Origin of the sequence: Streptomyces sp. NBC_01390 (genome assembly GCF_045040105.1) — a bacterium.
Taxonomy (GTDB): domain Bacteria; phylum Actinomycetota; class Actinomycetes; order Streptomycetales; family Streptomycetaceae; genus Streptomyces.
This window is the reverse complement of the sequence record NZ_CP109551.1, coordinates 4,868,391-4,884,737: the sequence shown is the minus strand read 5'-3', so window position 1 is coordinate 4,884,737 and position 16,347 is coordinate 4,868,391. Positions and strand designations below refer to the sequence as shown.

The 16,347-nt window shown below is 65.9% G+C and carries 28 protein-coding genes and 1 pseudogene; 26 read left to right on the top strand and 3 right to left on the bottom strand.

Going from position 1 to position 16,347, the window contains the following annotated elements:
* Window positions 1–58: 58 nt before the first annotated feature.
* The 5 genes from OG241_RS21915 (at window position 59) to OG241_RS21895 (ending at window position 4,226) form a co-directional block, all read left to right on the top strand.
* Window positions 59–367 carry a hypothetical protein gene (locus OG241_RS21915; protein ID WP_405817200.1) on the top strand — a complete coding sequence of 103 codons (309 nt, stop codon included), beginning with the start codon at window positions 59–61 and terminating at the stop codon, window positions 365–367.
* Between the two features lies 1 nt (window position 368).
* Window positions 369–1,574, top strand: coding sequence for an enoyl-CoA hydratase/isomerase family protein (locus OG241_RS21910; protein ID WP_405817199.1), 1,206 nt, complete (start codon window positions 369–371; stop codon window positions 1,572–1,574).
* Window positions 1,575–1,652: 78 nt separating this feature from the next.
* The gene (locus OG241_RS21905; protein ID WP_405817198.1) at window positions 1,653–2,573 is read left to right on the top strand and encodes a hypothetical protein; all 921 of its coding nucleotides are present in this window, start codon (window positions 1,653–1,655) and stop codon (window positions 2,571–2,573) included.
* Between the two features lie 40 nt (window positions 2,574–2,613).
* Window positions 2,614–3,348: a hypothetical protein gene (locus tag OG241_RS21900; protein WP_405817197.1), complete on the top strand. Its 735-nt coding sequence runs from the start codon at window positions 2,614–2,616 to the stop codon at window positions 3,346–3,348.
* A complete protein-coding gene (locus OG241_RS21895; protein ID WP_405817196.1) occupies window positions 3,345–4,226 on the top strand; it encodes a hypothetical protein in 882 nt (293 codons plus the stop codon). The genes OG241_RS21900 and OG241_RS21895 overlap by 4 nt, the downstream gene beginning before the upstream one ends.
* A 4-nt stretch (window positions 4,227–4,230) precedes the next feature.
* Here the strand turns inward: OG241_RS21895 and OG241_RS21890 are convergent.
* Window positions 4,231–4,401: pseudogene (locus OG241_RS21890) on the bottom strand (ATP-binding protein); the annotation flags it as partial.
* Between the two features lie 78 nt (window positions 4,402–4,479).
* Window positions 4,480–4,737 (bottom strand): hypothetical protein, encoded by a 258-nt coding sequence (locus OG241_RS21885; RefSeq protein WP_405817195.1) that lies wholly within the window; start codon window positions 4,735–4,737, stop codon window positions 4,480–4,482.
* Between the two features lie 235 nt (window positions 4,738–4,972).
* Here OG241_RS21885 and OG241_RS21880 point away from each other — a divergent pair, with 235 nt between their 5' ends.
* Window positions 4,973–5,797 (top strand): hypothetical protein, encoded by an 825-nt coding sequence (locus OG241_RS21880; protein ID WP_405817194.1) that lies wholly within the window; start codon window positions 4,973–4,975, stop codon window positions 5,795–5,797.
* A 9-nt stretch (window positions 5,798–5,806) separates the two neighbouring features.
* Here OG241_RS21880 and OG241_RS21875 read toward each other — a convergent pair whose 3' ends face one another.
* On the bottom strand, window positions 5,807–6,511 hold the full coding sequence (locus tag OG241_RS21875; protein ID WP_405817193.1) for a hypothetical protein: 705 nt from the start codon (window positions 6,509–6,511) through the stop codon (window positions 5,807–5,809).
* A gap of 462 nt (window positions 6,512–6,973) precedes the next feature.
* Between OG241_RS21875 and rpsJ the strand changes: the two genes are divergently transcribed.
* The 20 genes from rpsJ (at window position 6,974) to rpmD (ending at window position 16,346) form a co-directional block, all read left to right on the top strand.
* The gene (gene rpsJ, locus OG241_RS21870) at window positions 6,974–7,282 is read left to right on the top strand and encodes a 30S ribosomal protein S10 (protein WP_003948644.1); all 309 of its coding nucleotides are present in this window, start codon (window positions 6,974–6,976) and stop codon (window positions 7,280–7,282) included.
* 17 nt (window positions 7,283–7,299) lie between these two features.
* The gene (rplC, locus tag OG241_RS21865; RefSeq protein ID WP_319090400.1) at window positions 7,300–7,944 is read left to right on the top strand and encodes a 50S ribosomal protein L3; all 645 of its coding nucleotides are present in this window, start codon (window positions 7,300–7,302) and stop codon (window positions 7,942–7,944) included.
* 7 nt (window positions 7,945–7,951) lie between these two features.
* Window positions 7,952–8,608, top strand: a complete 657-nt coding sequence (gene rplD / locus OG241_RS21860) for a 50S ribosomal protein L4 (RefSeq protein ID WP_405817192.1) — start codon at window positions 7,952–7,954, stop codon at window positions 8,606–8,608.
* On the top strand, window positions 8,608–9,027 hold the full coding sequence (rplW, locus tag OG241_RS21855) for a 50S ribosomal protein L23 (protein WP_189147781.1): 420 nt from the start codon (window positions 8,608–8,610) through the stop codon (window positions 9,025–9,027). Before rplD ends, rplW begins: the two co-directional genes overlap by 1 nt.
* A 38-nt stretch (window positions 9,028–9,065) precedes the next feature.
* Window positions 9,066–9,902: a 50S ribosomal protein L2 gene (gene rplB / locus OG241_RS21850; protein WP_006376052.1), complete on the top strand. Its 837-nt coding sequence runs from the start codon at window positions 9,066–9,068 to the stop codon at window positions 9,900–9,902.
* 12 nt (window positions 9,903–9,914) lie between these two features.
* Window positions 9,915–10,196: a 30S ribosomal protein S19 gene (gene rpsS / locus OG241_RS21845; protein WP_006376029.1), complete on the top strand. Its 282-nt coding sequence runs from the start codon at window positions 9,915–9,917 to the stop codon at window positions 10,194–10,196.
* 42 nt (window positions 10,197–10,238) lie between these two features.
* Window positions 10,239–10,586, top strand: a complete 348-nt coding sequence (rplV, locus tag OG241_RS21840) for a 50S ribosomal protein L22 (RefSeq protein WP_006376023.1) — start codon at window positions 10,239–10,241, stop codon at window positions 10,584–10,586.
* Window positions 10,586–11,434, top strand: a complete 849-nt coding sequence (gene rpsC, locus OG241_RS21835; protein ID WP_006376010.1) for a 30S ribosomal protein S3 — start codon at window positions 10,586–10,588, stop codon at window positions 11,432–11,434. The genes rplV and rpsC overlap by 1 nt, the downstream gene beginning before the upstream one ends.
* 5 nt (window positions 11,435–11,439) lie before the next feature.
* Window positions 11,440–11,859, top strand: a complete 420-nt coding sequence (gene rplP, locus OG241_RS21830) for a 50S ribosomal protein L16 (RefSeq protein ID WP_319090397.1) — start codon at window positions 11,440–11,442, stop codon at window positions 11,857–11,859.
* Window positions 11,859–12,083, top strand: coding sequence for a 50S ribosomal protein L29 (gene rpmC / locus OG241_RS21825; protein WP_043676824.1), 225 nt, complete (start codon window positions 11,859–11,861; stop codon window positions 12,081–12,083). The genes rplP and rpmC overlap by 1 nt, the downstream gene beginning before the upstream one ends.
* Window positions 12,083–12,370 (top strand): 30S ribosomal protein S17, encoded by a 288-nt coding sequence (gene rpsQ, locus OG241_RS21820; protein WP_307539704.1) that lies wholly within the window; start codon window positions 12,083–12,085, stop codon window positions 12,368–12,370. Before rpmC ends, rpsQ begins: the two co-directional genes overlap by 1 nt.
* A 107-nt stretch (window positions 12,371–12,477) precedes the next feature.
* The gene (gene rplN, locus OG241_RS21815; protein WP_006376015.1) at window positions 12,478–12,846 is read left to right on the top strand and encodes a 50S ribosomal protein L14; all 369 of its coding nucleotides are present in this window, start codon (window positions 12,478–12,480) and stop codon (window positions 12,844–12,846) included.
* A 2-nt stretch (window positions 12,847–12,848) separates the two neighbouring features.
* Entirely contained in the window at window positions 12,849–13,172 is a 324-nt protein-coding gene (gene rplX, locus OG241_RS21810) for a 50S ribosomal protein L24 (protein WP_052839850.1), read from the top strand.
* Complete coding sequence (gene rplE / locus OG241_RS21805; protein WP_006376054.1) at window positions 13,172–13,729, top strand: 50S ribosomal protein L5; 558 nt, start codon at window positions 13,172–13,174, stop codon at window positions 13,727–13,729. Before rplX ends, rplE begins: the two co-directional genes overlap by 1 nt.
* A 5-nt stretch (window positions 13,730–13,734) precedes the next feature.
* Complete coding sequence (locus OG241_RS21800; protein ID WP_003948630.1) at window positions 13,735–13,920, top strand: type Z 30S ribosomal protein S14; 186 nt, start codon at window positions 13,735–13,737, stop codon at window positions 13,918–13,920.
* A 216-nt stretch (window positions 13,921–14,136) separates the two neighbouring features.
* On the top strand, window positions 14,137–14,535 hold the full coding sequence (rpsH, locus tag OG241_RS21795; RefSeq protein ID WP_006376041.1) for a 30S ribosomal protein S8: 399 nt from the start codon (window positions 14,137–14,139) through the stop codon (window positions 14,533–14,535).
* Window positions 14,536–14,557: 22 nt separating this feature from the next.
* Window positions 14,558–15,097: a 50S ribosomal protein L6 gene (gene rplF / locus OG241_RS21790; protein WP_405817191.1), complete on the top strand. Its 540-nt coding sequence runs from the start codon at window positions 14,558–14,560 to the stop codon at window positions 15,095–15,097.
* 3 nt (window positions 15,098–15,100) lie between these two features.
* Entirely contained in the window at window positions 15,101–15,487 is a 387-nt protein-coding gene (gene rplR / locus OG241_RS21785) for a 50S ribosomal protein L18 (RefSeq protein ID WP_053746342.1), read from the top strand.
* Between the two features lie 71 nt (window positions 15,488–15,558).
* Window positions 15,559–16,164: a 30S ribosomal protein S5 gene (rpsE, locus tag OG241_RS21780; RefSeq protein ID WP_006376045.1), complete on the top strand. Its 606-nt coding sequence runs from the start codon at window positions 15,559–15,561 to the stop codon at window positions 16,162–16,164.
* Entirely contained in the window at window positions 16,164–16,346 is a 183-nt protein-coding gene (rpmD, locus tag OG241_RS21775) for a 50S ribosomal protein L30 (RefSeq protein ID WP_006376032.1), read from the top strand. The genes rpsE and rpmD overlap by 1 nt, the downstream gene beginning before the upstream one ends.
* The last annotated feature ends 1 nt before the right edge of the window (window position 16,347 follow it).

Below are 16,347 nucleotides of genomic sequence, written 5' to 3'. Positions count from 1 at the left end.
CGGCCGCCCCGATAAGTTCGGCCTTTTGATCGCACTGTTGTTTCACGGGGGAACCACGATGAGTGACCTGCGCCTCGACGACACGATATTCGCGGACCTCAAGAAGACCTTTTCGTCCATAAGTGACCGCATGGAGGCGACCCGGCGCAGCCTGCGCAGCGCGGACGCCTCGTGCGTCGGGGAGAGCGGGCTCGTCGAGGACGTACAGGACTTCGCCGACGACTGGGGCTACGGCATCAAGCAGCTCGGCAAGCACACCCAGGGTGCCGTGAAGATGATCGACAAGATCGCCGAGACCTTCGACGGGCTCGACCTGCAGCTCGCCGAGTCCCTCAAGGCCGCCAAGGCATCCAAGAAGGGCAAGTGACGTGACGGGCCAGCGGACAGTCCCGCCGAGCATAGGTTGGGACCCCACTCCGGGGGATGTCGAGGACACCCGGGAACTCGCCAGGCGGCTCGGCAAGCTGGCGAGCGAACTGAGCACGGCACTGGGGGAGCTGGAGCGCATCGAGTGCGGCGCCTGGAAGGGCAAGACCGCGGTCGCCTTCACCGAGTACATAGGCGAGGACGTCACCCCGCTCATCCGCAAGAGTCACGACTCCTTCGACAAGGCCTCGCGCGCTCTGCACAAGTGGGCGGGCGAACTCCAGGACTTCCAGGAGGAGACGGACCGCCTGGACAAGTCAGCCAAGGAGAAACTCGACGCCCAGACGCAGGCCAAGGAAGGCACCGACGAGTACGGCAAGGCCTCCGGCGACGTCAACGGGGTCATCCAGAAGGTCCACCAACTCGAAGAGCGCTACCGCCGGGCCGCCGGCCACATCAGCCACGAGCTGGACAAGGCCGCCGACATAGCCCCCGACGAGCCCGGCTTCTGGGACAAGCTCGGCACGGGGATCGCGGATGCGTGGGATGCCACGGGTGACTGGCTGAAAGAGCACGCGGACCTGATCAAGGCGATCGGTGACGTACTGAGCGACATCACCGCGGTCCTGGGCGTGCTGGCCATCGTCACGCTTCCCTTCCCGCCCCTCGCGGCCATCTTCGGCACGGCCGCGCTCATCGGGGCGGGGCTCACGCTGGCGGCTCACGGCATTGCCAAGGCTGCGGGTGCGGACGTGAGCTGGATGCAGGTGGGGCTTGATGCTGTGGGGTTGCTGCCAGGGATCGGGATGTTCGGGAAAGGGGTCAAGGTGGTCGGTGCGGCCAAGGCCGCAGCCACGGCAAGCAGGTTGGGGAAGGGGTTCCAGGCAACCAAGATCGCTGGTGAGTCGCGAGTCCTCCTGGCCTTCGGTAAGGAAGCCCAGGGCATCACTGGCGGGCTTGGCAAAGCCGGCCTGGTGAAGATCGGGGGCACCTCCCGTCAGGTCTACGAGGTCGCGCACGCAGGCAGCGGGTTGATGTCCCGTATGGGCGGGCTCGCTGTCGCTGGTTATCACCAGGGCCAGTTGATCGGTACGAAGGGGGCTGGCCTTCTCGGCGCGAACATCAGTCCGTTCGGGGCCGGCGGTATTGCCCTGGACGCGGGTCTGAAGATCGCGCCCAAGATCTACGCGCACGTGACCGGTGACTAGCGCCTTGTGCGTCGCGTGGCAGGGTGACGGGTGGAAGCGGCGTCCCAGTGGTCACATCGAGGGAGGATTCGCACAGATATGAGCATCTGGCAGCCCGAAGCGGACGAGGCACTGATTGCCCGTGCGCCGGTGACCTTCGCGACCGGCGCGGCCACGCCTGTCAGCGGGATGCGCTGGTTTCGCGACACCCAGCGCAACGACATCCAGGACGAACTCGCTGGTTGGCCCGCAGGGCCCACGTACAAGTACCGCTCCGTCGGTGACACCGTGGCCCGGAACACCGCCAAGGGTCTCCTGGTGGCCGTAGGTTCCGGCATCAGGGGCTTTCTCTCCGCCCACGGAGGAGCTATCGGTGGCACCCCCGGTCTTGGGGACAAGGGTACGAACGTCTCGCACGACTACGCGGATGAAGTCGACGACTTCCCCGTCATGTGGGCCGCACCGGGCACGATCGCTCGCACCCTGCCCTGGCAGCTGGACCCTGCTCGCTCCTCGGAGAAGCTCTACCGGACACACGCGGTCATCACCGACCGTCGGCTCGCGATCGTGGGTTTCCCTTACGTCAAGGGCAACGACATGCTCATTGACGACGAACTGCTCTGGGAAACGCCTCGGTCGAGCATCGAGAGAGTCGAGCTGCGAGATTTCAAGTACGGGTGCGACGCGAAGGTTTTCTTCGTTGATGGTTCGTGGTGCAGGCTGGCAAGCATCAACCGGGAGCGGCTCACTCGGTACCTGATCGAACCTCTCGACTTCATTCCGCTGGAGTCCCTCACCCCGGCACAGCGGAACACCGCCGAAGCCTTCGCGGTGGCCCAGGCACCGGATGCCGAACTGCCGCTGGTGAAACGGAATCCCTGCGGCTGCCTCCGAGTCGAGGTGGTGGCGCTGAGCACGGTTCACGCGTTCTTCGGCCACACCGGTCTGGACATGGTCATGGACACGAACGGCACCGAACTCAAGCTCACGGAGTATCACCCGGAAGACTTCCTGACCTGACGCCCGCGCTGCACCCGACCAGAACGGCCCACCCCACCCCATGCCCCCCGCTACCGACTCCTCGAACGCCCTGAATGTCAGCGCAGCCGACGGTGACCTCCCGCCCCTATGGTTTCTGGCCCCCGAGGGCTTCTTCGCCCTCCCGGTCGCGGCCACCCCCGAGGAGCGGGCCGCCCGCGCCCACTCCTTCGTGCGGGAGCTGTACTCCCGGGGTGACGAGAACATCTGGGAGCCAGCAGCCCCGTACTACGAGGCGATAGCGGAGATGATGGGGAACACCGGCGTCTCGTACGCCGCGATGGGTCTGTTCTCCACGGCGGAGGAGGACGACGACGCCGACGAGTCGACCCGGTACGAGCCCTCAGAGGGCGTCGCCCAATGCGCACTCACCGTGGCCATCGCCCCCACCGACCAGGTCACCGTCGACACCGACGTTGTAGCCCAGGGCATCCTCGCGACGCTCTCCGGCGACCCGTTGAACGACGCCATCTGGCTCGACCTGCCGTGTGGGCCGGCGGTCTCCTGCATCACGGTGCGCGAGTACGACCTCAACCCGGAGATGACGGCCGACGCGGAGGAGACGAAGCTCCTCACCGGGCAGATACAGGTCCATGTTCCCTTCCCCACGGGCCCGTTTACCGCGGTATTCACCCTCTACACGGCTTCCATGGACCACTGGGCCCAGATCTACGGACTGATGACGGCCATCCTGCAGACCCTCTCGTTCGTCGACCCTGTCGAGGAACTGGTCGAGGAGCCGGTGGGGAAGGGATGACGGATCCGATGGACTGGAATCCCGCCGCCGGTGAAGACCAGCTCTTCCGTATCACCGTCAAATTCGCGACCGGTATGGCTCCCGCCGTCTCTGGCAGCAGATGGTTCCGGGACACCGAGCGCAACGACATCCAGGGTGAGCTGACCGGATGGCCTGCCGGCCCTGTCTTCGCTCCGCGCACGCCGGGCGATCAGGTCGCGCGCCGCGTCGGCCGTGGGTTCCTCTCCGCCATCCCGGTGATCGCGAACATCATTGCCAACATCGGCGGAGCCGGCGGGTCCCCCTTCGGCAGCGGTGCCGGATCGGGCAAGCCGGAGGAACCGGAGAACGAGGTCGACGACTTCCCCGTGATGTGGGCCGCCCCCGGCACCCTCGCCCGTACGGTGCCGTGGGAGCTCGATCCCGGGCGCAGCCCCGAGGGGTACGTCACCGACCTCGTGCTGACCAGTCGACGACTGCTCTTCCTCGACGAAGTCGGTGTCCTGGCGGAGTTTCCACGGGAGTCCATCGCCGGGGCCCGGCAAATGGAGTTCAGTCGGATCGGTGCGGATATGCGCATCACGTTTGTCGATGACTCCTGGATTCGCCTCTTCACGGGTAGCCCGACAAACGCTGAGAGGCTCGCCGGGATTCTCAGTGGATCCGTACAGGCGGTTCCCGAAAGCGCCCTCACGGAGGCACAGCGCGAGCGGGTGTCCCGCCTGATGGCCAGCCTGCGCGGCGCCACACAGCCGCCCGTGTTCACCAGGTACCCGAGCGGAATCGTCCGCGTGGAAGTCTGCCTTCGTTCCAAGGGCGGAAAGGATCTCGTCGACGTGGCGGGGATCCTGATGGACGACGAGGGCGAACCGGCTCCCCCGAAACCAGGCGACCTGTAGGCCCTCACCCCACCCCGCACTCCGCCCAGACCGTCTTCCGAGGACGCGGCCCCAGCCCCACCCCCCACCGGTCCGCCAACGCCTCGACGATCACCAGCCCGCGCCCCGACTCGCTGTCCGGCGCAGCCTCCCGAACCCCCGGCAGCAGGTCGTCCCGCGTGTCCGTCACCTCGATGGGGTGAACCGTCTGTTGAAGCCGCGCCATGTGTGTGCGGCTTCAACAGACGGCGAGCTGAGCTCGGCCGGACTTCGGTTACCGGTCCGCGAAGATCTCCGCTGCGGAGGTGGCAGTGAGGGCGTGGGTGAGCCAGGTGCGCAGTGTCTCAGTGTCGTCGCAGCCGGTGATCCGCTCACGGATCTCGTCGGTCACGTCGAGGCCGCGCTGCTCCAGGACGAGCAGTATGGCGTCGGCCTGGCCCTCCGCCCGGCCCTTGTCGCGGCCCTGTGCTCGGCCCTCGTCGCGGATCTCTTCCGCGATGTAGGACTTGTAGAAGGAGAGGTCCACGGCCACCAGTTTCCTCCAGTACTGCCTGGCCGGGCGGTCGCCCAGGCCTTGTGTGATGAATTTTCCTTGGAAGAGCGCCGAGCCGTCCTGAGCACACACCGGCAGGTGGAGGCGAGTTGTAGGGACCTGCGGGGCTGTGCAGCCCCCGGGTTTCACGCTTTCCCTCGTCCCCACCATCTGGGCCGAGTTCATCTCGTACGCTTCCGGCAGTTGATCGAGCAGCTACCGGAAGAGGGTGTGTATGAACGCAGGTATACGGGGCCGAAGACGTACCGCCGCCGTGATCGCGACGGCCGGAGCCCTCGCGCTCTCGGTGCTCAACGCGCCGGCCGCGCAGGCGAAGGACACGGGAATCGTCGTGTCGGACCTGGTCATCAACAACGGCAAGCCGGTGGTTGTCGGCACGTCGCGGGTGGTGGAACCGTCCTTCACCTTCGATATCGCTCTGCCTCCGGGGTACGACACGAATCACCCGTTCCGCTATGACGCGCAACCCTTCCTGTACCAGCGAAGCGTTCTGTTTCCCGAGATAGAGATGGGCATCAGGACCTGCTTCGAGCTCAGCCTCAAGAAGGCCCATTGCGAGGGCTCGCTGTCCATCGACCCCGATCCGTCGCAGGAGCAGATCGTCTCCAACAGCGACGCCACCACGTGGAAGATCGGTGTGGCGCTCGCGCTGTTCAAGGACAACGGTGATCTCGTCGCCCAGGAGTTCGAGACAAGGCCCGGAGGCGTCTCCCTCCGCCGCGCCGCGAAGCTCTCCGTCGCCGACGCCACCCCCGAGCCGGTCGCCAAGGGCAAGAAGCTCACCCTCACGAGCAAGCTCACCCGGGCGAACTGGACCACCCACAAGAACGGCCCCTACGCCGGCAGCACGGTGAGCCTGCAGTTCCGTGCCAAGAACGCCGCCACCTTCAAGACGCTCAAGAAGGTCACCACCAACACCGCGGGCGGCCTCCGCACCACCGTCACCGCCTCCGCCGACGGGTTCTTCCGGTGGGTGTACTACGGCAACACGACGACCGGTACCGCGACCAGCGGCCAGGACTACGTCGACGTGCGCTGACCTGACCGGTCAGTGTGTGAGCCGTGTTCCCAGCAGCGGTAGCAGTCGCTCCCGTAGCAGTCGGCGGGCCGGGTCCCAGTTCGTCCACAGGAGTTTGTGACGGGTGCCGTTCGTCATGACCACCTCCAGGCCGGAGGTGGTCAACCCGCCGTGCAGGCGTGCTGTGGCCATTTCCGCGAACGGGATCAGCTTGTTCGTGGGGTGCGCCGCCAGGATCGTCGCCGGGTCGTACGTGAGGGGCCGGTACGGGTCCTCGGCCGTCAGGCCGGAGCTGAAACCGTTCGCCAGCGTCGGCATGAGGTCGCCGCGGATACGCAGCAGGCCCTCGGGGAGCAGCCACAGGCTGCCGTGGATCCAGTCCAGCCAGCCCGTCGTGCAGGTGCTGGTCAGCAGGCGGGCCTGGGCATGGCGTACGCGCGCCGCTCGGGCCACCGCCCCCGTCAGCACCGTGCTCCACTCGTCCAGGGACGAGACCTGGTGACGTTCCTCGATGGTCTCGGCCGCCGAGAGGAACAGGGCACGGGCCAGGCCGGACTCGTACAGCTGTATGACGGTGAGCGGGATCTGCCAGGACGGGGACGCGATCCTTACCTCCACCACGTGTGCGTCCGCTGCCCACAGGGGGTCCGAGACCTGCATGCCCTCCGCCCGCCAGCCCGGTATGTGCGACTGCAGGCGGGCCGCCGCCGTGTTCAGGTGCATGTCATGCGTCACACCGGGATCATGGCTGATGGGTCCGACCGGGGGACATGCCGCGTCCGGGTTTGACCTTCGTCACCCTGCGGGTATTGTCTCCGGCCCGATTGGCGGAGGCCCTGCCCCGTATGGCAGACTGTCGGAGTTGCTCGGTCGAGCGCCGATGCTGCGCGCCTCCCGTCGGGAGGACCGGAAGCGAGTCCCACAGTACTCGTCGCCTCAACTGCCGTAAGGCAGCGCTGGGGCGGACGTACGGGAATCTTTCGGGAAGTGTCAGCGGGGTGCAGATCAGGCACCCGGTGGGTGTTCCAGCCCCCGGTCCTGCGGTTGCTTTCGGGCGGGCCGCGTCCCTCGTAGGGAAATCCGTGACGGATATCCATGCGGCAGGAGCGCGACACACCCGACCGCGTGGGTCGGAGGACGGGACGCGAACCCCAGGGTTCCAGAGCGTTTCACTAGACAAAGGACTACTGAGTAGCCATGGCGGGACAGAAGATCCGCATCCGGCTCAAGGCCTACGACCACGAGGTCATCGATTCCTCGGCGAAGAAGATCGTCGAGACGGTGACGCGAACTGGTGCGTCGGTCGCGGGCCCGGTGCCGCTGCCCACTGAGAAGAACGTGTACTGCGTCATCAAGTCGCCGCACAAGTACAAGGACTCTCGCGAGCACTTCGAGATGCGCACGCACAAGCGCCTGATCGACATTCTCGACCCCACGCCCAAGACCGTTGACTCTCTGATGCGACTCGACCTCCCGGCCGGTGTCGACATCGAGATCAAGCTCTAGGGGACGGTGATCTGAGAATGGCTAAGCAGATCAAGGGCATCCTGGGCGAGAAGCTCGGCATGACGCAGGTGTGGGACGAGAACAACCGTGTTGTTCCCGTCACCGTCGTCAAGGCCGGTCCGAACGTCGTGACCCAGGTCCGTACGAATGACTCCGACGGCTACGAGTCGGTCCAGATCGCCTTCGGCGAGATCGACCCTCGCAAGGTGAACAAGCCCCTCAAGGGTCACTTCGCCAAGGCCGACGTCACCCCCCGCCGCCACCTCGTCGAGATCCGCACCGCGGACGCCTCCGAGTACACGCTGGGTCAGGAGATCTCTGCCGAGGTCTTCGAGGCCGGCGTGAAGGTGGACGTGACCGGCAAGAGCAAGGGCAAGGGCTTCGCCGGTGTCATGAAGCGTCACAACTTCAAGGGACTCGGCGCCGGCCACGGTGTCCAGCGCAAGCACCGCTCTCCCGGCTCGATCGGTGGCTGTGCCACCCCCGGCCGTGTGTTCAAGGGCGTCCGCATGGCGGGCCGCATGGGCAACGAGCGGGTCACCACCCAGAACCTGACCGTCCACGCCGTTGACGCGGAGAAGGGTCTGCTGCTCATCAAGGGCGCGATTCCTGGTCCGAACGGCGGCCTCGTCCTGGTCCGCACCGCGGCCAAGGGGGCCTGAGGTACCGATGAGCACTGTTGACATCCTTTCGCCCGCTGGCGAGAAGGCCGGAAGCGTCGAGCTCCCCGCGGAGATCTTCGACGTAGAGAAGATCAGCATCCCGCTGCTTCACCAGGTCGTCGTCGCACAGCTGGCCGCTGCCCGTCAGGGCACGCACAAGACCAAGACCCGCGCCGAGGTCCGTGGTGGCGGTAGGAAGCCCTACCGTCAGAAGGGCACCGGCCGCGCCCGTCAGGGTTCGACCCGTGCGCCGCAGTTCGCGGGCGGTGGCGTCGTACACGGCCCCACCCCGCGTGACTACTCGCAGCGGACCCCGAAGAAGATGAAGGCCGCGGCCCTGCGCCACGCCCTCACCGACCGGGCCCGCAACGCTCGAATCCACGTCATCACCGGCGTGATCGAGGGCGACACCCCCTCCACCAAGGCCGCGAAGAGCTTCCTCAACAAGGTCAGCGAGCGCAAGAACGTGCTCCTGGTCATCGAGCGCTCCGACGAGGCCGGGCTGCTTTCCGCCCGCAACCTGCCCCAGGTGCACATCCTGGACCCGGGCCAGCTGAACACGTACGACGTTCTCGTCTCGGACGACGTGGTCTTCACCCAGGCCGCTTTCGAGTCCTTCGTGTCCGGCCCCAAGGCCACTGACACCGAAGGGAGCGAGGTCTGATGGCGATCCGTCACCCCGCCATTGCCTCCAAGGCGGCCAAGGCCGCCAAGGCCGCGCGCGTCGCCAAGGCGAAGCGCCACGAGGCCGAGGGCAAGAACACCGTCGTCACGCCGATCAGCAAGTCGTTCACGGACCACCGTGACGTCCTGCTGAAGCCGGTCGTGTCGGAGAAGAGCTACGCGCTCATCGACGAGAACAAGTACACGTTCATCGTCGCTCCCGGCAGCAACAAGACCCAGATCAAGCAGGCCGTCCAGGCGGTCTTCTCGGTCAAGGTCACCGGGGTCAACACGATCAACCGCATCGGCAAGCGCAAGCGCACCAAGAGCGGTTTCGGTAAGCGAGCTGACACCAAGCGCGCGATCGTGACCCTCGCCGAGGGCGACCGTATCGACATCTTCGGCGGTCCGGCCGCGTAAGCGGGTCGGATCGTCCGATATCGGACGAGGACTGAGAAATGGGAATCCGCAAGTACAAGCCGACTACGCCGGGCCGCCGTGGCTCCAGCGTCGCCGACTTCGTCGAGGTCACGCGGTCCACGCCGGAGAAGTCGCTGGTTCGCCCCCTGCACAGCAAGGGCGGCCGTAACAATTCCGGTCGTGTGACCGTTCGCCACCAGGGTGGCGGACACAAGCGCGCCTACCGCGTGATCGACTTCCGTCGTCACGACAAGGACGGCGTGCCGGCGAAGGTCGCGCACATCGAGTACGACCCCAACCGCACCGCGCGCATCGCGCTGCTGCACTACGCGGACGGCGAGAAGCGCTACATCCTCGCCCCCCGCAACCTGTCGCAGGGTGACCGCGTCGAGAACGGTCCTGGGGCCGACATCAAGCCGGGCAACAACCTGGCGCTCCGCAACATCCCGGTCGGTACCACGATCCACGCGATCGAGATCCGTCCCGGTGGCGGCGCCAAGTTCGCCCGCTCCGCCGGTGCCTCGGTGCAGCTGCTGGCGAAGGAGGGCACGATGGCCCACCTTCGTATGCCCTCCGGTGAGATCCGCCTGGTCGACCAGCGCTGCCGCGCCACGGTCGGCGAGGTCGGCAACGCCGAGCAGAGCAACATCAACTGGGGCAAGGCCGGCCGCAAGCGCTGGCTTGGCGTCCGTCCGACCGTTCGCGGTGTGGCGATGAACCCGGTTGACCACCCGCACGGTGGTGGTGAAGGCAAGACCTCCGGTGGACGTCACCCGGTCTCGCCGTGGGGTCAGAAGGAGGGTCGTACTCGTTCGCCGAAGAAGGCTTCGAACAAGTACATCGTCCGCCGCCGCAAGACGAACAAGAAGCGCTAGGAGCGGGTTTAGATGCCGCGTAGTCTCAAGAAGGGGCCCTTCGTCGACGACCACCTCATCAAGAAGGTGGACGTACAGAACGAAGCCGGTTCCAAGAACGTCATCAAGACCTGGTCCCGTCGCTCGATGATCATCCCGGCCATGCTCGGCCACACGATCGCGGTGCACAACGGCAAGACCCACATTCCGGTGTTTGTCACCGAGTCGATGGTCGGCCACAAGCTCGGCGAGTTCTCGCCGACGCGCACCTTCCGGGGTCACGTCAAGGACGACCGGAAGTCGAAGCGCCGCTAACGCGGGGTGGAATCGACCATGACAGACACTGGAAGGACAACCATGGAAGCCAGGGCCCAGGCGCGGTACATCCGCGTCACGCCCATGAAGGCCCGCCGAGTGGTGGACCTTATCCGTGGCATGGATGCCACGGAGGCTCAGGCGGTCCTGCGTTTCGCCCCGCAGGCCGCGAGCGTGCCGGTCGGCAAGGTGCTTGACAGCGCCATCGCCAACGCCGCACACAACTACGACCACACCGACGCCGACAGCCTCGTCATCACTGAGGCGTACGTCGACGAGGGTCCGACCCTGAAGCGGTTCCGTCCGCGTGCCCAGGGCCGCGCCTACCGGATCCGCAAGCGGACCAGCCACATCACCGTGGTCGTCAGCAGCAAGGAAGGTTCCCGGTAATGGGCCAGAAGGTAAACCCGCACGGGTTCCGACTCGGCATCACCACCGACTTCAAGTCGCGTTGGTACGCCGACAAGCTGTACAAGGACTACGTCGGTGAAGACGTCGCCATCCGTCGGATGATGACGTCCGGCATGGAGCGCGCCGGCATCTCGAAGGTTGAGATCGAGCGCACCCGTGACCGCGTCCGCGTCGACATCCACACCGCGCGTCCGGGCATCGTCATCGGCCGCCGCGGCGCCGAGGCCGACCGTATTCGCGGCGACCTGGAGAAGCTGACCAAGAAGCAGGTCCAGCTCAACATCCTCGAGGTCAAGAACCCCGAGCTCGACGCTCAGCTGGTCGCTCAGGCTGTTGCCGAGCAGCTGTCCTCCCGCGTCTCCTTCCGGCGTGCCATGCGTAAGAGCATGCAGTCGTCGATGAAGGCCGGCGCCAAGGGCATCAAGATCCAGTGCGGTGGCCGTCTCGGCGGCGCCGAGATGTCCCGCTCGGAGTTCTACCGCGAGGGCCGTGTGCCCCTGCACACCCTGCGTGCGAACGTCGACTACGGCTTCTTCGAGGCCAAGACGACCTTCGGCCGTATCGGTGTGAAGGTCTGGATCTACAAGGGCGACGTCAAGAACATCGCCGAGGTCCGCGCCGAGAACGCTGCAGCCCGTGCGGGTAACCGCCCGGCCCGCGGCGGTGCCGGTGGCGGCAGCGACCGTCCGGCCCGTGGTGGTGGCCGTGGTGGCGAGCGTGGCGGCCGCGGCCGCAAGCCGCAGCAGGCTCCCGCTGCCGAGGCCCCCAAGGCCGAGGCTCCGGCGGCTGCCGCTCCGGCTGCTGAAAGCACCGGAACGGAGGCCTGACCGAAATGCTGATCCCCCGTAGGGTCAAGCACCGCAAGCAGCACCACCCGAAGCGTCGTGGCATGTCCAAGGGCGGTACGCAGGTTTCGTTCGGCGAGTACGGCATTCAGGCCGTCACGCCGGCGTACGTGACGAACCGTCAGATCGAGGCCGCACGTATCGCGATGACCCGCCACATCAAGCGTGGCGGCAAGGTCTGGATCAACATCTACCCGGACCGCCCCCTGACGAAGAAGCCTGCCGAGACCCGCATGGGTTCCGGTAAGGGTTCTCCCGAGTGGTGGATCGCGAACGTGCACCCGGGCCGGGTCATGTTCGAACTGTCATACCCCAACGAGAAAATCGCTCGTGAGGCCCTCACTCGCGCAGCCCACAAGCTGCCGATGAAGTGCCGGATCGTCAAGCGCGAGGCAGGTGAAGCGTGATGTCGGCCGGTACCAAGGCGTCCGAGCTGCGCGAACTGGGTGACGAGGAGCTTCTCGCGAAGCTCGTCGAAGCCAAGGAAGAGCTGTTCAACCTCCGCTTCCAGGCGGCGACCGGTCAGCTCGAGAACCACGGTCGGCTCAAGGCCGTCCGCAAGGACATCGCGCGGATCTACACCCTGATGCGTGAGCGCGAGCTGGGCATCGAAACGGTGGAGAGCGCCTGATGAGCGAGAGCAACGTGACTGAAGAGACCAAGACGAGCCGCGGTTTCCGCAAGACCCGTGAGGGTCTGGTCGTCAGCGACAAGATGGACAAGACCGTCGTCGTCGCCGTCGAGGACCGCGTCAAGCACGCGCTGTACGGCAAGGTCATCCGTCGTACGAACAAGCTCAAGGCTCACGACGAGCAGAACGCTGCCGGCGTCGGCGACCGGGTTGTCATCATGGAGACCCGTCCGCTGTCCGCCACGAAGCGCTGGCGCATCGTCGAGATCCTCGAGAAGGCCAAGTAAGTCCTCCTGCGGGCATCCTCGCAGGGAAGTTCCGCCAGGCTCGGTGAGCTCCGTAGGACAACACCTGCGGAGCTCGCCGGGAACCGGCAGACAATCAGGAGATAGACGTGATCCAGCAGGAGTCGCGACTGCGTGTCGCCGACAACACTGGTGCGAAGGAAATCCTTTGCATCCGTGTCCTCGGTGGCTCCGGTCGCCGCTACGCGGGCATCGGCGACGTCATCGTCGCCACCGTCAAGGACGCGATCCCCGGCGGCAACGTGAAGAAGGGTGACGTCATCAAGGCGGTCATCGTTCGCACCGTCAAGGAACGCCGCCGTCCCGACGGCTCGTACATCCGCTTCGACGAGAACGCCGCCGTTGTTCTCAAGAACGACGGCGACCCTCGTGGCACCCGTATCTTCGGCCCGGTGGGCCGGGAGCTGCGCGAGAAGAAGTTCATGAAGATCATCTCGCTCGCGCCGGAGGTGCTGTAAGCATGAAGATCAAGAAGGGCGACCTGGTTCAGGTCATCACCGGTAAGGACAAGGGCAAGCAGGGCAAGGTCATCGCGGCCTTCCCCCGCGAGGACCGCGTCCTGGTCGAGGGTGTCAACCGGGTCAAGAAGCACACCAAGGCCGGTCCGACCGCTCGCGGTTCGCAGGCCGGCGGCATCGTCACGACCGAGGCGCCCGTCCACGTCTCCAACGTCCAGCTGGTCGTTGAGAAGGACGGCAACAAGGTTGTCACGCGTGTCGGTTACCGCTTCGACGACGAGGGCAACAAGATCCGCGTTGCCAAGCGGACGGGTGAGGACATCTGATGACTACCACCACGACTCCGCGTCTCAAGACGAAGTACCGCGAGGACATCGCGGGCAAGCTGCGTGAGGAGTTCTCCTACGAGAACGTCATGCAGATCCCCGGCCTCGTCAAGATCGTGGTCAACATGGGTGTGGGCGACGCCGCCCGCGACTCCAAGCTGATCGAGGGCGCCATCCGCGACCTCACCACGATCACCGGTCAGAAGCCGGCCGTCACCAAGGCCCGCAAGTCCATCGCGCAGTTCAAGCTGCGTGAGGGTCAGCCGATCGGTGCCCACGTCACGCTTCGTGGCGACCGCATGTGGGAGTTCCTGGACCGCACCCTGTCGCTCGCGCTGCCGCGCATCCGCGACTTCCGTGGTCTGTCTCCCAAGCAGTTCGACGGCCGTGGCAACTACACCTTCGGTCTCACCGAGCAGGTCATGTTCCACGAGATCGACCAGGACAAGATCGACCGCACCCGGGGTATGGACATCACCGTGGTGACCACGGCGACCAACGACGCTGAGGGCCGCGCGCTCCTCCGTCACCTCGGCTTCCCCTTCAAGGAGGCGTAAGCGAGATGGCGAAGAAGGCTCTGATTGCCAAGGCTGCTCGTAAGCCCAAGTTCGGTGTACGTGGCTACACGCGCTGCCAGCGCTGCGGCCGTCCGCACTCCGTGTACCGCAAGTTCGGCCTCTGCCGCGTGTGCCTTCGTGAGATGGCTCACCGTGGCGAGCTGCCGGGCGTGACCAAGAGCTCCTGGTAATCCCCTAATTCGGGATTCCGGAAGCTCTCGGTAAGCAAATGGGTTGGTCAGGTGCCCGCCCCTCCATGGCTTAGGCTAGGAGGGTTGGGCGCCTGACGCCCGTACGACTTACTACGCCGTAGGTCCCCCGCACCGCACCCGTCCCGCCACTGAAGTGAGTGGGGAGAGGGATGGCGCATCCAGGAAACCCCGGCGAGAGAGGCCGAAGGCCAATTCATGACCATGACTGATCCGATCGCGGACATGCTGACTCGTCTGCGTAACGCGAACTCGGCATACCACGACGACGTCGCGATGCCGCACAGCAAGATCAAGTCGCACATCGCGGAGATCCTCCAGCAGGAGGGCTTCATCACGGGCTGGAAGGTCGAGGACGCCGAGGTCGGCAAGAAGCTCGTCCTCGAGCTGAAGTTCGGTCCGAACCGTGAGCGCTCCATCGCGGGCATCAAGCGGATCTCCAAGCCCGGTCTCCGGGTTTACGCGAAGTCCACCAACCTGCCGAAGGTGCTCGGCGGCCTGGGCGTGGCGATCATCTCCACGTCGCACGGTCTCCTCACCGACAAGCAGGCCGGCAAGAAGGGCGTAGGCGGAGAAGTCCTCGCCTACGTCTGGTAGAAGGGAAACGGAGGAAACAGCTATGTCACGTATTGGCAAGCTCCCCATCACGGTTCCCGCCGGCGTGGACGTCACCATCGATGGCCGCACGGTCCAGGTGAAGGGCCCCAAGGGCTCCCTCTCCCACACCGTCGCTGCGCCGATCGACATCGCCAAGGGTGAGGACGGCGTTCTCAACGTCACCCGCCCCAACGACGAGCGTCAGAACAAGGCCCTGCACGGCCTGTCCCGCACGCTGGTGGCGAACATGATCACCGGCGTGACCACGGGTTACGTGAAGAAGCTCGAGATCAGCGGTGTCGGTTACCGCGTGGCGGCGAAGGGCTCGAACCTCGAGTTCGCGCTCGGCTACAGCCACTCGATCACGGTCGAGGCGCCCGAGGGCATCTCGTTCAAGGTCGAGAACCCGACCCACTTCTCGGTCGAGGGAATCGACAAGCAGAAGGTCGGCGAGGTTGCGGCCAACATCCGCAAGCTGCGCAAGCCTGACCCGTACAAGGCCAAGGGCGTCAAGTACGAGGGCGAAGTCATCCGCCGCAAGGTCGGAAAGGCGGGTAAGTAAGCCATGGCATACGGTACGAAGATCGCTAAGGGCGACGCTTACAAGCGTGCTGCCATCAAGCGGCGTCACATCCGGATCCGTAAGAAGGTCAACGGAACGGCTGAGCGTCCCCGCCTGGTTGTAACCCGCTCGAACCGCCACATCGTGGCCCAGGTCATCGACGACATCCAGGGTCACACCCTGGCGTCGGCGTCGACCCTGGACGCTTCGATCCGCGGTAACGAGGGCGAAGACAAGTCGGCGCAGGCGGGCAAGGTCGGCGCACTCGTCGCCGAGCGTGCCAAGGCCGCCGGTGTCGAGGCCGTCGTGTTCGACCGTGGTGGCAGCCGGTACGCCGGGCGTATCGCCGCCCTGGCCGACGCCGCCCGCGAAGCCGGGCTCAAGTTCTGAGCCGCCCGTCGCGCTCGCGGCTTAACCGCCGCAGCGCAGCGTAGCTAGCGGAAAAAGAGAGAGGTAATCCAATGGCTGGACCCCAGCGCCGCGGAAGCGGTGCCGGTGGCGGCGAGCGGCGGGACCGGAAGGGCCGTGACGGCGGCGCTGCTGCCGCCGAGAAGACCGCGTACGTTGAGCGCGTTGTCGCGATCAACCGCGTCGCCAAGGTTGTGAAGGGTGGTCGTCGCTTCAGCTTCACTGCGCTCGTCGTAGTGGGCGATGGCGATGGCACCGTCGGTGTCGGTTACGGCAAGGCCAAGGAGGTGCCGGCCGCGATCGCCAAGGGTGTTGAAGAGGCCAAGAAGCACTTCTTCAAGGTCCCCCGTATCCAGGGCACCATCCCGCACCCGATCACGGGCGAGAAGGCCGCGGGCGTCGTCCTGCTCAAGCCTGCTTCCCCCGGTACCGGCGTTATCGCCGGTGGCCCGGTGCGTGCTGTCCTGGAGTGCGCCGGCGTTCACGACATCCTGTCGAAGTCGCTCGGCTCGTCCAACGCGATCAACATCGTGCACGCGACCGTGGCGGCCCTCAAGGGCCTGCAGCGTCCCGAGGAGATCGCGGCTCGCCGTGGTCTGCCCCTCGAGGACGTCGCCCCCGCGGCTCTGCTCCGTGCGCGTGCGGGAGCGGGTGCGTAATGGCTCGCCTCAAGGTCACGCAGACGAAGTCGTACATCGGCAGCAAGCAGAACCACCGTGACACCCTGCGGTCCCTTGGTCTCAAGGGGATCAACACCGTGGTCGTCAAGGAGGACCGCCCCGAGTTCCGCGGAATGGTTCACACCGTCCGCCACCTCGTGACGGTTGAGGAGGTCGACTGAT

Excerpts from the sequence above, each read along its gene's own strand:
- OG241_RS21915 (WP_405817200.1), top strand. The coding sequence starts at position 59 with ATGAGTGACCTGCGCCTCGACGACACGATATTCGCGGACCTCAAGAAG.
- OG241_RS21905 (WP_405817198.1), top strand. The coding sequence starts at position 1,653 with ATGAGCATCTGGCAGCCCGAAGCGGACGAGGCACTGATTGCCCGTGCG.
- OG241_RS21900 (WP_405817197.1), top strand. The coding sequence starts at position 2,614 with ATGCCCCCCGCTACCGACTCCTCGAACGCCCTGAATGTCAGCGCAGCC.
- OG241_RS21895 (WP_405817196.1), top strand. The coding sequence starts at position 3,345 with ATGACGGATCCGATGGACTGGAATCCCGCCGCCGGTGAAGACCAGCTC.
- OG241_RS21880 (WP_405817194.1), top strand. The coding sequence starts at position 4,973 with ATGAACGCAGGTATACGGGGCCGAAGACGTACCGCCGCCGTGATCGCG.
- rpsJ (WP_003948644.1), top strand. The coding sequence starts at position 6,974 with ATGGCGGGACAGAAGATCCGCATCCGGCTCAAGGCCTACGACCACGAG.
- rplC (WP_319090400.1), top strand. The coding sequence starts at position 7,300 with ATGGCTAAGCAGATCAAGGGCATCCTGGGCGAGAAGCTCGGCATGACG.
- rplD (WP_405817192.1), top strand. The coding sequence starts at position 7,952 with ATGAGCACTGTTGACATCCTTTCGCCCGCTGGCGAGAAGGCCGGAAGC.
- rplW (WP_189147781.1), top strand. The coding sequence starts at position 8,608 with ATGGCGATCCGTCACCCCGCCATTGCCTCCAAGGCGGCCAAGGCCGCC.
- rplB (WP_006376052.1), top strand. The coding sequence starts at position 9,066 with ATGGGAATCCGCAAGTACAAGCCGACTACGCCGGGCCGCCGTGGCTCC.
- rpsS (WP_006376029.1), top strand. The coding sequence starts at position 9,915 with ATGCCGCGTAGTCTCAAGAAGGGGCCCTTCGTCGACGACCACCTCATC.
- rplV (WP_006376023.1), top strand. The coding sequence starts at position 10,239 with ATGGAAGCCAGGGCCCAGGCGCGGTACATCCGCGTCACGCCCATGAAG.
- rpsC (WP_006376010.1), top strand. The coding sequence starts at position 10,586 with ATGGGCCAGAAGGTAAACCCGCACGGGTTCCGACTCGGCATCACCACC.
- rplP (WP_319090397.1), top strand. The coding sequence starts at position 11,440 with ATGCTGATCCCCCGTAGGGTCAAGCACCGCAAGCAGCACCACCCGAAG.
- rpmC (WP_043676824.1), top strand. The coding sequence starts at position 11,859 with ATGTCGGCCGGTACCAAGGCGTCCGAGCTGCGCGAACTGGGTGACGAG.
- rpsQ (WP_307539704.1), top strand. The coding sequence starts at position 12,083 with ATGAGCGAGAGCAACGTGACTGAAGAGACCAAGACGAGCCGCGGTTTC.
- rplX (WP_052839850.1), top strand. The coding sequence starts at position 12,849 with ATGAAGATCAAGAAGGGCGACCTGGTTCAGGTCATCACCGGTAAGGAC.
- rplE (WP_006376054.1), top strand. The coding sequence starts at position 13,172 with ATGACTACCACCACGACTCCGCGTCTCAAGACGAAGTACCGCGAGGAC.
- OG241_RS21800 (WP_003948630.1), top strand. The coding sequence starts at position 13,735 with ATGGCGAAGAAGGCTCTGATTGCCAAGGCTGCTCGTAAGCCCAAGTTC.
- rpsH (WP_006376041.1), top strand. The coding sequence starts at position 14,137 with ATGACCATGACTGATCCGATCGCGGACATGCTGACTCGTCTGCGTAAC.
- rplF (WP_405817191.1), top strand. The coding sequence starts at position 14,558 with ATGTCACGTATTGGCAAGCTCCCCATCACGGTTCCCGCCGGCGTGGAC.
- rplR (WP_053746342.1), top strand. The coding sequence starts at position 15,101 with ATGGCATACGGTACGAAGATCGCTAAGGGCGACGCTTACAAGCGTGCT.
- rpsE (WP_006376045.1), top strand. The coding sequence starts at position 15,559 with ATGGCTGGACCCCAGCGCCGCGGAAGCGGTGCCGGTGGCGGCGAGCGG.
- rpmD (WP_006376032.1), top strand. The coding sequence starts at position 16,164 with ATGGCTCGCCTCAAGGTCACGCAGACGAAGTCGTACATCGGCAGCAAG.